Source organism: Paenibacillus sp. 01T422 (assembly GCF_056398785.1).
In genome coordinates, this window is the sequence record NZ_JBFTQB010000267.1 from 1 (window position 1) to 10,173 (window position 10,173).

Below are 10,173 nucleotides of genomic sequence, written 5' to 3' on the forward strand. Positions count from 1 at the left end.
GAGGTGGCTTATGTCACATAAAGAAAAGGAAAAAAATAAAGGAAAATGTTGTCCTTGTCCTCCAGGGCCAGCGGGACCTCGAGGACCAAGAGGAGCACAAKGTCCACCTGGTCCGCCGTTTACTCCTGGTTGCAATACACAATCTGTGGGACCTTGTTCATTGGCAGAGGGATCTTCCACGAAATCTATTGGGTTCGCTTCTCATGCCGAAGGCTATACAACAGTTGCTTATGGCTTAGCCTCTCACACAGAGGGGACGCAAACAAAAACCACAGTAACAGGCATATATGCGCATGCGGAAGGTGAAGGTAATATAGCAAGCGGGAGAGCCGCCCATGTTGAAGGTGGAGGGGTGGATTCTATTGGCAGACCTTTCCCTAATCAAGCAAGCGGAAATTCTTCACATGCAGAAGGTCTTGGAAATATAGCAAGTGGTTTGGCTGCTCACGTAGAAGGGGTAGTTGTCATAGCAAGTGGGGATGCTTCCCATGCCGAAGGTGCCGAGTCAACAGCAAGCGGTTTCGCTGGCCATGCAGAAGGACAAATTGCAAGAGCAATTGGGGACGCTTCCCATGCGGAAGGGTTTAATACAACTGCCAGTGCCTTAGCTTCGCATTCAGAAGGAAGGTTGACTACGGCCAGTGGAAGGTCATCACATGCGGAAGGTTTTACTACAGCAGCGAGTGGGATTGCATCACATGCAGAAGGTCAAGGTACAACAGCGAGCGCAGTGGCTTCCCATGCCGAAGGAGAAGGAACTACTGCCAGTGGAGAAGCTTCGCATGCCGAAGGGAGTTCTACGATAGCAAGCGGTGTAGCTTCCCATGCCGAAGGAAATGGCACTCAAGCAAGTGGACCAGTCTCCCATGCGGAAGGCGCTGGTACCATAGCAAGCGGGTTAAATGCTCATGCAGAGGGGATTTTAACAACGTCAAGCGGAACTGCTTCCCATGCTGAAGGAATTCAGACAAGTACCAATGGACATATGGGTGCCCATATTATGGGTACAACCGGAAAAGCGGACACTGATTTTTCCTGGTTTTTAGCTAATGGTCTCAATGATGATGGTACAGGAAACAATTTGGCGGCGAAAATCATTGGTTCAGGCACTAATAATGGGAAGGGTTATGCGGATATCGGTTGGTTCGGAGGTGGTGCTGACTTCGCAGAGATGTTTGAAACTATCGATGGCCAGCCTATAGATGTTGGTTACATGGTGACTTTGGATGGAGAAGGGGATCGAATACGAAAAGCGAATTCGAATGATGACTTTCTGTTAGGCATAACGAGTGCAAACCCTTCTTTTTTGGCCAATAGTGGAGAGTTAAGATGGAAGGACAAATTTATGACGGATGAATGGGGTAGGGTACTGATGCAAAAAGTCCTTATACCCGCAGTATTCAATAAAGAAGGAATAGTCATTATTCCCGAACGTATGGAAACCCGTCCGCTTATTGATCCCAAGTATGATTCCGCGCAAGTCTATAGGGCAAGGTCGATGAGGCAGGAATGGGTTGCTGTAGGTTTATTAGGACAAATTCTTGTTCGAGACGACGGGACATGCCATCCCAAAGGATATTGTAAGCCTAATAATGATGGTATTGCTACTCTTTCAAACACAGGGTATCGGGTTATGAAGCGTACGGGACCGAATCAAATATTGGTTTTGGTTCAGCCTGTTCAGTTGGGGTGAGCGTTAGGTTAATTAAGGCTTCATAGGCTGTAGACAAAGTGCTGCAGCTTTTTACATATAAAATAAGGAACTATTAAAACGTTGTTCTTCGAAACCATGATATCATCATTTTTAAAAGGGGATATTCAAGAAAATTAGTTTTATTGAATTTTAAATTAATAAAATTAATTATAATATTAATTTTATTGAATTATTCAATTTACAAATTGAATGTCTTGAATTATAATGAAAAAAAAGAAAGGAGTAGAGCATGAAATATCCCATTTTAACACAGTGTCCTGTATGTGACCATCCGCTGCATGCCGTCAAGCTAGAATGTGGGCATTGCCGGACGACAATTGAGAATACATTTGAATTATCAAAGCTAGCTCTACTCTCGCCCGAACAGCTCCATTTTGTGATCACGTTTCTTGTGAATAGGGGCAATATTAAGGAAGTTGAGAAAGAACTCGGCATATCTTACCCGACGGTGCGCGGCAAGCTCAATGACATCATTGCTGCCCTGGGATATGATACGCGGAAGAAGACGGATGTCGATGAGAAGAAGGTCATTTCCATGCTGGAGAATGGTGAAATCACCGCGGATGAAGCAGTCAAAATGTTAAAGGATGAATAAGGAGGAAGAAACAATGAAAGAAGAAATCAGCAAAGTGCTGTCCATGATGCAGGAGGGTAAAATTGATTCAGACAAGGCTTCGGAGTTAATTAACGCGCTAAAGGAGAAGCAGACAGCTCAGACATCACAAGTCGTGCAGGTACTGGGGAAAGCTGACTATTCGAAGAAACTATCATCGGCATCCGGTGGTTATTTAGACAAGACGTTGAAAATACGCGTAAAATCGCAAGTAAACGATAACGTCAACATCAATTTGCCGATTAAACTAGTAAAGGCAGTTCTAGCTGCTGGGCACAGCATCGCGTCCAATATTCCGCAGGCTGCGAAATATGTGAAGGATATTAATATTGACCTGCTGATCGATGCAATCGAGAACGAGCTTGATGGGCAAATCATTGACATCCGCTCCGGTGAAGACGATACCATCACCGTAGTGATTGAGTAATGGGTCATGATGATCGTTAAGGTTAAGAGCAAAGACCATGCTTTTACGATTCCGGTACCCTATTCCGTATTGCGTATGGGGAGCGGTATTCTGACTTCTAATTTAGTCCGGCGCATAATGAAAGATTGGCTGAACAAGTATGGCGGACATGAGAGCCAGAAGTATGATTTCGATTCGGACAGCAGCCGGTTCGGGATTGAACTGGCGCTGTCGATTCTCGAAAACCGGAACACGAAGCAAGCGATCAGGCAGCTCATCAAAGAGTTGCAACGTTACAAAGGGACAGTGCTGGTCGATGTCCAGGCTCAGGACGGCACGGAAGTTTTGATCAAATTGTAGGCGTATGATGAATGAACGGGGANGATGTGAGCAGAATTTTTACTTTGTTAAATAAGGAACGGATATAAAGCCTGCAGCGAATAAGCTGTAGGCTTGTTTTTTGTGCAGTTATCCTAAGGTATTGCGAGTTTCGCGGATGAAGGCCAAGGCTGACGGGCATAACCTCTATACTAGCATTGACAATGGATCGGGCAATTCGTATGATCCAAATAGGAATGAAAATAATGTAAATGGAGTTGAATGTGGATGGCGACAGCTAGCTGGGTGAACAAAATTACCGAAATCACATTGTTTGTGGAAGATTTGCATCGGTCGAAGACATTCTACCAAGAGACGTTCAAACTTGCAATCATATATGAAGACGAAAACTGTGCGGTGTTCGATTATGGCAATACCTGCATCAATCTGTTAAATCAATCAAATGCTCGCGAATTGATAGAGCCGGCGCAGGTTGGTAATGGCGGAGTAGGCGCCCGGTTCCAGTTCACAATCCAGGTGCCAGATGTAGATCAGGTATGCGATGAGCTGGAAGTGCTTGGCGTTAAGATGTTGAATGGGCCGATAACGCGCCCATGGGGCCGGCGTACTGCTTGCTTTGCCGATCCAGATGGTCACTTGTGGGAGATTGCGCAGTTGATGTAATGAATTATGAATAGCGGAGAGAGTATTGGACTCAGATTTGATTCATAATTCGATGAGTTCGGTTTAATATGTAAAATATAAGAAGGGGACTTAAGGATGTCAAAAAGAAAATGGACAAAAGAAGAAATTGAAGCATATAGAAAAAAACATGGTGCTTTTTTCTATTTCAACAGTGAAGATTCTAATCTTTTTATTCCCAAAGTATTTGGAATTGGCTTCACATTCAACTGGGCACATCCAATTTCATGGATTTTAGTTCTTGTGATTATTGTATTTATTGCTTGGCGTGTATGAGTGGAAATATAGCTTTATAGACGAGCTAAGGTCCCCAGCACCAGTTGAGGGCCTGATTTATGTTAGAAATGAAGAAGCTTTACCGATCATTCTTATGCATGGCTGGCCAGGATCGATTATCGAGATGTTGAAAATTATTGACCCGCTTACGAATCCCACGGCCTACGGTGGACTAATGAATCGATTGGGATATACGAATTATGTGGCGCAAGGCGGCGATTGGGGGGCTATTATCGCTGATTTGATGGGCGTACAAAAGCTCAAGGGATTGATTGGTCTTCATACCAATATGCCTGGTGCAGTGCCGGCTGACATTGAAAAAGCAATGAGAAACACGCGTGTGAGCAGCTAGAGTTCTTCAACATGCAGCTTGCCTATTCGCAAATGATGGGTTCACGTCCACAGACGTTGACTGGACTAGCAGATTCGCCTGTAGGTTTGGCGGCATTCATGCTTGACCATGATGCGAAGAGCTTGGAACTCATAGCAAATGCGTTTGATGGAAAGCCAGGAGGTCTCTCGCGAGACGATGTTCTTGACAATATTACGCTCTATTGGCTGACGAACACGCCAATCTCTTCAGCGCGTCTTTATTGGGAGAATAAATATCCCTTTTTCAGCGTCAAAGGTGTCACATTACCAGTTGCTGTAAGCGCCTTTCCTGACGAGCTATACCAAGCGCCGAAGAGCTGGGCGGAGAAAGCGTATCCGAACCTTATGTATTACAACAAACATATAGAAGGGATGTTTTAGAACAGATTTACAGTCGGCAGCTCTTCCTTTTCATAGGCAGTATTCATTCATAGAGAAATTAATGGTAATCTAGAGTTATTAAATTAATATGGGAGGTCGATGAAGTGGCTCCAAAGCATATCGTTTCTGCGGCAGCAATCGTAGTTAATGAGCGTAACGAAATCCTATTGATAAAAGGACCTAAACGAGGATGGGAGATGCCAGGAGGGCAAGTTGAAGAAGGGGAGTCATTGAAAGATGCAGCGATAAGGGAAACAAAGGAAGAGAGCGGTATAGATATCGAAGTGACAAAGTTTTGTGGCATTTTTCAAAATGTGAGCGCTAGCATTTGTAATACTTTATTTCTAGGTAGACCTGTCGGAGGCGAATTAACAACTAGCGCCGAGTCTTTAGAAGTAGGATTTTTTCCAATCGAAACCGCATTAGAAATGGTAAATTGGGGGAATTTTAAGCAAAGAATTGAACTTTGTTTGAGTGAAGAACATCAGCCTTTTTATGTTGATTTCTCTATTCCGCTTAAGGATTGCTAGAGTACGAACTCGAATCTGACGAAAACGACCCAATTCTTTCATTTGATTAATGAGCTGTGATACGATTATATTGCAGTTTAATATAAATTCTTTCAGAAAAGAGAATCCAAGCGATGATCAAAATTATCAGCTCGAAAGTAGAAGCCCGGCTTCAAACCTTCATTGGGACTGATGTTTATATTCACAGTGAAGCAACTTCATTTGTATTTGTACGCAATTTCAAGGTCAAGGTTACTCATGCCTTTATAGCGGGGGAAGGTCCATTTCGTGCTGCTCTCCGATTTGATGGCCATGGCTGGCTTCGGATGGAGGCGCTTACGCACTATGAGATTGATGCGAACAGTCGTCTTTTGTTGGCTGGTTATGATGACAGAGGTCGGATGAATGTTGCACTGCACATTGGAAAGGAGCCGTTTCCAGAATGAACAATAGCCATAATGCACCATTGAAAAAGCTGCTCGCAGTGTTTGCTCATCCCGACGATGAGTCATTTATTTGTGGAGGCACACTGGCCAAATACGCAAGTGAAGAGGTCGACATAACGTTAGTGAGCGCGACGYGTGGAGAAATGGGGCGACGCATGGGCAATCCGCCTTATCTCAACCGTGAATCGATGGCAGCAGCACGTGAAATAGAACTACGGAATGCCTGCGACCATTTGGGAATACGGCAACTCCTTTTTTTGGATATCCGCGACAAGACGGTTGAGTTTATCGATGAGCATAGTTTGACAAMACGTATTGCGGATCTCATCCACGAAATTGATCCAGATGTCGTGCTGACGTTTCATGAAAAGCTGGGTGGACACCCAGATCATTGTGCAATTGGGAAGGCAACGACGGCAGCTTTTCAGAGGACTGGGCAGCGGGGCGCCTTATATTTTATAACGTTTGGTGATGCAATGGAGCGTCCAGAACGATACGGCTATTCCCATAAGGATGTAGTCAAAATCGATGTGCATGCTCACCTGGATGCTAAGCTTGCGGCATTTCGTGCCCACCGGTGCCAAACCGAAATTGACGAATGGGTRTGGCTGCCGGATCATGAGGCAAAAGCGAGATTCGGTAAACATGAGTACTTTTTGAAAGCGGATAGGGAGTCTTCGGCAAAAAATCTCGATGATTTGTTTAGCCATCATATATAAATCTTGCATGTATACTCCGAAAGGAAGGATGAAGGTGGATGCCAATCTCTATGTAAGTATCGGAGTCAAGCTTACCGTCGCGTTGATAGGTCTTTTGATCATGACCAGACTGCTGGGAAAAAAAGAGATCTCGCAATTAACCGCCTTTGATTTCGTTTCCTCTTTAATGCTCAGTGAATTGGTCGGCAATACGATTTATGATGATGAAATTCATCTTAGCCATCTGCTTTTTGCTTTAATTATCTGGACGCTTCTAGCGCTTGGGCTGGAAAAGTTTATCGCGCGATTCCCCAGACTGTCCCGATACGCCGCGGGAACGCCCGATCTGATAATCCGGGACGGCTTAGTTGATTTCAAGGCGATGAAGCGCAATAATCTTGATTTCGCCCAGTTGGGCATGCTGCTTCGGGAAAATAATATTTTCTCACTGCGGGAAGTGGCTTATGCCTTGTTCGAGACGAACGGCAGCATCAGCGTACTGCGTCAGAAGGACCCGGAAGAAATCAACGGGAATGCAAAAGATCAACAGGGCAGCGTCAGCCTTCCCGCCTACATCATTGAAAACGGCAGCATCAATGAAGATACATTGAAGCGCTTCGGGCTAGATAGGATTTGGGTGGAACAGCTCTTGCAACTTAGCGGAATTCCCCATCATGAGCAGGTGCTTTTCGCAGAATGGTCGGATTCGAGCGGTCTGTATTATCAGCTTAAAGAAGTGAAGAAAGCATAATTGCAAAAAAACAAGCCTGCAGCAAAAAAAGCTGTAGGCTTGTTTATAAATGACAAAACGGGAACGGGGAGCAAGCAGCACCCAGCTTAACCGTTAACGATCGTACCGCCATTAACATGCAGCACTTGACCGGCCATATAAGATGAATCTTCGCTCGCTAGGAAGACGTAGCTCGCAGCAAGTTCGCTTGGTTGACCAGCGCGTTTCATCGGCGTTGTTGAACCAAAGGTAGCAACTTCCTTCTCCATGAACGTAGAAGGAATGAGCGGTGTCCAGATTGGACCCGGTGCAACCGCGTTAACACGAATGCCTTTGGCATGTAGCTGAAGAGATAGTGATCGGGTGAACGACACGATAGCTCCTTTCGTAGCAGAATAATCAAGTAGCTCCTCATGCCCGTGATACGCTGTGATCGAAGCGGTGTTAATGATGGCGCTGCCAGCTTTCAAATGCTTCATGGCCGCTTTCGTTAAGTAAAAGAATGAGAAGATGTTCGTTCGAAATGTTCTCTCCAACTGCTCGCTTGTAATATCCTCAATGCTTTTCTGCGGGTGCTGTTCGGCGGCATTGTTCACGAGAATGTCGAGTTTGCCGAATTGTTGCACCGCTTGATTCATAAGTTGCTCACAAAAACTTTCGTCGCTAATATCGCCTGCGATATGCAGGCATTTGCGACCAGCATTCTCGACGTGATGCTTGGTTTCCTCTGCATCGCCATGTTCATTGAGGTAGACAAGTACGACATCTGCGCCTTCCTTCGCATAGGCCAGCGCAATGGCGCGTCCAATACCGCTGTCGCCTCCGGTAATTAGCGCGACTTTGTCCTTCAATTTGCCTGCAGCCTTGTAAGTGGTGTTGTCAAACTCGGGCCGCGGGTTCATTTGCGATTCGATGCCTGGCTGTTGATTTTGATGCTGGGGCGGAAATAATGGTTTCGGTTGTGTTGTTGCCATTTTTAAGGGCTCCTTCCATGCTTAACAAATTTTTAGTTAGGATAGTGCAATGGTCGGCAAATCATACTTCAATCGGTAGTGATACCCTTACAGGGTCTTATAACCAGGTTTTTCATCGAACGAAACTGCAGCTATATTGGGTCTTGGATGCAACAGGGGAAGTTGTTAGGTATGGAAGAGTCCAGTAAGTTAACGGGCAGGTACTATTTTTATGGTAAAATAAACGTAATTGCCTAAAGAAAAGCAAGAGGTTGCTATCGCGTTAATTCAAAAGGAGGAATGCGTGGATGCAGGATTTGAAGTTTTTTGACCCCCAAGTTTTATTTAGACATATATATCAAAATGCTCCGATTGGGATCGCTTTAATCTCCATGGACCGAAAATGRTTGCATGTTAATCCGGCAGTTTACAGAATTTTCGGCTATTCGGAAGAAGAATTCATGAACTTTACACTAGACGATATCCGACATCCTGAAGATAGCAGCAACACCATGGGTTTATTAACAGAACTATCTGATGGTGTCATTCCTTCATTTGATTTAGAAAATCGGTACATGAATAAAAATGGCAGTATCGTGTGGACCTCTGTACATGTTTCATTAGTCCGTGATGATCATGAAGGGCAGCCCTTGTATTTTATAGCACAATTTATCGATGTAACTAAGAACAAGCTAGCGGAACTAAAGCTGCAGGAAAGTATTGAACGGTATACGTCGCTAAAGAAATACAACCACGATGCGATTATATCTTTTGGTTTGGACGGCATTATTATAAATGGCAATAAGATGGTGCAGCAGATGACTGGCTATCTCATCGAGGAGTTAATCGGCAGTGGAATGTCCAAATTAATTGGTGAAGTAAATTCAACCCAGTTGCTTTTGGCTTTAAACAATCATGTAGATATCGAAAGAGTTGAAAAAGACGTCTCTTTCATTCAACACAAGAGTGGTCATTCTGTTGAAGTGTTGGTAACGCTAGCTCCAATCATCATCCAAACACAAACGATGGGTTTTTACATCATAGCGAAAGACATGACGGAACAAAAGAAGTTGATCATTGAGAAAGAAGCGGCCGAGAAAACGAATAAAGCTAAAAGCGAGTTTTTAGCCATGATGAGTCATGAAATCCGTACGCCTATGAACGGGGTTATTGGTATGACGGATGTACTGTTGGAGACGGAATTGGATGAAGAGCAGATCGAGTATGTCCAAATCATTAAAAAGAGCGGCGACACGCTGCTCATGATTATCAACGATATTCTGGATTTCTCCAAGATTGAATCCGGCAAGACGGAATTAATGGAAGAACCTTTGATTGTTAGGACTATTTTATCAGAAACGCTTTACATGTTTATGTCCAAAGCTCTTGAGAAAAACCTGGAGATCACTACATCGGTCTGTCCAAAGGTTCCTAACCTGGTTCATGGAGATGTGACTAAGTTAAGACAAGTTTTGATGAATTTACTCAGCAATGCCATAAAATTCACCCCTAACGGAGCGATTTCGATCAGCGTTGAAGCTGTGTCGCAAGAACAGAGCAAGGTGCGCCTTCAATTTGCAATCAGGGATACAGGCATTGGTGTTCCGAAAGATCAGGTTGTTCATTTATTTGAACCTTTTTATCAAGTAGATCATTTCATGACTCGGAAAACAGAAGGGACGGGTTTGGGATTAGCGATTTGTAAAAAGCTCGTTGAGCTTATGGATGGTCAAATCTGGCATGAAGCTTCCACCGATCAAACAGGATCAACTTTCTTGTTCACAGCCAGTTTTCGGCTTCCATCGGATCTTTCAGGCTCATCGCAAGATGATATGTGGCGCGAACAGGATGGCTTGGCCGAAAGTTCAACGGAACAATCTTTGAAAATTCTAATTGCAGAAGACAATGAAGTAAATCAACTTGTCATTAAGAAAATGATAGACAAGCTCGGGCACAAAGCGACCCTAGTCCAAAATGGAAAAGAAGCTGTAGATGCTGTCAAACGTTATCCGTATGATATCATTTTTATGGATATACAAATGCCCTGGATAGATG

14 protein-coding genes and 1 pseudogene are annotated in these 10,173 nt (G+C 44.2%); 14 read left to right on the plus strand and 1 reads right to left on the minus strand.

Translation table 11 applies throughout. The annotated features are described in order from the left end of the window. Nucleotides 1–160: 160 nt before the first annotated feature. The 13 genes and pseudogenes from AC1DUA_RS16355 to AC1DUA_RS16415 all read left to right on the plus strand — a co-directional run bounded on the left by AC1DUA_RS16355 (nucleotide 161) and on the right by AC1DUA_RS16415 (nucleotide 7,186). Nucleotides 161–1,693 carry a peptidase G2 autoproteolytic cleavage domain-containing protein gene (locus tag AC1DUA_RS16355; RefSeq protein ID WP_477500776.1) on the plus strand — a complete coding sequence of 511 codons (1,533 nt, stop codon included), beginning with the start codon at nucleotides 161–163 and terminating at the stop codon, nucleotides 1,691–1,693. 250 nt (nucleotides 1,694–1,943) lie between these two features. Continuing rightward, complete coding sequence (locus AC1DUA_RS16360) at nucleotides 1,944–2,309, plus strand: DUF2089 family protein (RefSeq protein ID WP_477500777.1); 366 nt, start codon at nucleotides 1,944–1,946, stop codon at nucleotides 2,307–2,309. Nucleotides 2,310–2,322: 13 nt separating this feature from the next. Next, the gene (locus tag AC1DUA_RS16365) at nucleotides 2,323–2,754 is read left to right on the plus strand and encodes an SHOCT-like domain-containing protein (RefSeq protein ID WP_477500778.1); all 432 of its coding nucleotides are present in this window, start codon (nucleotides 2,323–2,325) and stop codon (nucleotides 2,752–2,754) included. Nucleotides 2,755–2,760: 6 nt separating this feature from the next. Beyond that, nucleotides 2,761–3,093, plus strand: coding sequence for a hypothetical protein (locus tag AC1DUA_RS16370; protein ID WP_477500779.1), 333 nt, complete (start codon nucleotides 2,761–2,763; stop codon nucleotides 3,091–3,093). A 246-nt stretch (nucleotides 3,094–3,339) separates the two neighbouring features. Then, nucleotides 3,340–3,735, plus strand: a complete 396-nt coding sequence (locus tag AC1DUA_RS16375) for a VOC family protein (RefSeq protein ID WP_477500780.1) — start codon at nucleotides 3,340–3,342, stop codon at nucleotides 3,733–3,735. A 96-nt stretch (nucleotides 3,736–3,831) separates the two neighbouring features. Further along, nucleotides 3,832–4,029 carry a DUF5808 domain-containing protein gene (locus AC1DUA_RS16380; RefSeq protein WP_477500781.1) on the plus strand — a complete coding sequence of 66 codons (198 nt, stop codon included), beginning with the start codon at nucleotides 3,832–3,834 and terminating at the stop codon, nucleotides 4,027–4,029. After that, a pseudogene (locus AC1DUA_RS16385) lies at nucleotides 4,022–4,129 on the plus strand (hypothetical protein); the annotation flags it as partial. The gene AC1DUA_RS16380 and the pseudogene AC1DUA_RS16385, both read left to right, overlap by 8 nt. A gap of 24 nt (nucleotides 4,130–4,153) precedes the next feature. Continuing rightward, nucleotides 4,154–4,381 carry a hypothetical protein gene (locus AC1DUA_RS16390; RefSeq protein WP_477500789.1) on the plus strand — a complete coding sequence of 76 codons (228 nt, stop codon included), beginning with the start codon at nucleotides 4,154–4,156 and terminating at the stop codon, nucleotides 4,379–4,381. Nucleotides 4,382–4,392: 11 nt separating this feature from the next. Then, complete coding sequence (locus AC1DUA_RS16395) at nucleotides 4,393–4,782, plus strand: hypothetical protein (RefSeq protein WP_477500782.1); 390 nt, start codon at nucleotides 4,393–4,395, stop codon at nucleotides 4,780–4,782. A 104-nt stretch (nucleotides 4,783–4,886) separates the two neighbouring features. Further along, the gene (locus AC1DUA_RS16400) at nucleotides 4,887–5,312 is read left to right on the plus strand and encodes an NUDIX hydrolase (protein WP_477500783.1); all 426 of its coding nucleotides are present in this window, start codon (nucleotides 4,887–4,889) and stop codon (nucleotides 5,310–5,312) included. 113 nt (nucleotides 5,313–5,425) lie between these two features. Continuing rightward, nucleotides 5,426–5,737 (plus strand): DUF1806 family protein, encoded by a 312-nt coding sequence (locus tag AC1DUA_RS16405; protein WP_477500784.1) that lies wholly within the window; start codon nucleotides 5,426–5,428, stop codon nucleotides 5,735–5,737. Then, entirely contained in the window at nucleotides 5,734–6,456 is a 723-nt protein-coding gene (locus AC1DUA_RS16410; RefSeq protein ID WP_477500785.1) for a PIG-L family deacetylase, read from the plus strand. The genes AC1DUA_RS16405 and AC1DUA_RS16410 overlap by 4 nt, the downstream gene beginning before the upstream one ends. A 34-nt stretch (nucleotides 6,457–6,490) precedes the next feature. Then, entirely contained in the window at nucleotides 6,491–7,186 is a 696-nt protein-coding gene (locus AC1DUA_RS16415) for a DUF421 domain-containing protein (protein ID WP_477500786.1), read from the plus strand. Nucleotides 7,187–7,272: 86 nt separating this feature from the next. Here the strand turns inward: AC1DUA_RS16415 and AC1DUA_RS16420 are convergent, their stop codons facing one another. After that, entirely contained in the window at nucleotides 7,273–8,139 is an 867-nt protein-coding gene (locus AC1DUA_RS16420; RefSeq protein ID WP_477500787.1) for an SDR family oxidoreductase, read from the minus strand. A gap of 287 nt (nucleotides 8,140–8,426) precedes the next feature. On the opposite strand from AC1DUA_RS16420, the gene AC1DUA_RS16425 reads away from it, so the two are divergent. Further along, nucleotides 8,427–10,173 (plus strand): PAS domain S-box protein (locus AC1DUA_RS16425; protein ID WP_477500788.1); only part of this gene is annotated, 1,747 nt, incomplete at its 3' end.

What these genes read in the sequence shown, in the direction of transcription:
- AC1DUA_RS16360 (WP_477500777.1), top strand. Translation starts at nt 1,944, where the DNA reads ATGAAATATCCCATTTTAACACAGTGTCCTGTATGTGACCATCCGCTG.
- AC1DUA_RS16370 (WP_477500779.1), top strand. Translation starts at nt 2,761, where the DNA reads ATGATGATCGTTAAGGTTAAGAGCAAAGACCATGCTTTTACGATTCCG.
- AC1DUA_RS16375 (WP_477500780.1), top strand. Translation starts at nt 3,340, where the DNA reads ATGGCGACAGCTAGCTGGGTGAACAAAATTACCGAAATCACATTGTTT.
- AC1DUA_RS16365 (WP_477500778.1), top strand. Translation starts at nt 2,323, where the DNA reads ATGAAAGAAGAAATCAGCAAAGTGCTGTCCATGATGCAGGAGGGTAAA.
- AC1DUA_RS16395 (WP_477500782.1), top strand. Translation starts at nt 4,393, where the DNA reads ATGCAGCTTGCCTATTCGCAAATGATGGGTTCACGTCCACAGACGTTG.
- AC1DUA_RS16420 (WP_477500787.1), bottom strand. Translation starts at nt 8,139, where the DNA reads ATGGCAACAACACAACCGAAACCATTATTTCCGCCCCAGCATCAAAAT.
- AC1DUA_RS16390 (WP_477500789.1), top strand. Translation starts at nt 4,154, where the DNA reads ATGTTGAAAATTATTGACCCGCTTACGAATCCCACGGCCTACGGTGGA.
- AC1DUA_RS16380 (WP_477500781.1), top strand. Translation starts at nt 3,832, where the DNA reads ATGTCAAAAAGAAAATGGACAAAAGAAGAAATTGAAGCATATAGAAAA.
- AC1DUA_RS16405 (WP_477500784.1), top strand. Translation starts at nt 5,426, where the DNA reads ATGATCAAAATTATCAGCTCGAAAGTAGAAGCCCGGCTTCAAACCTTC.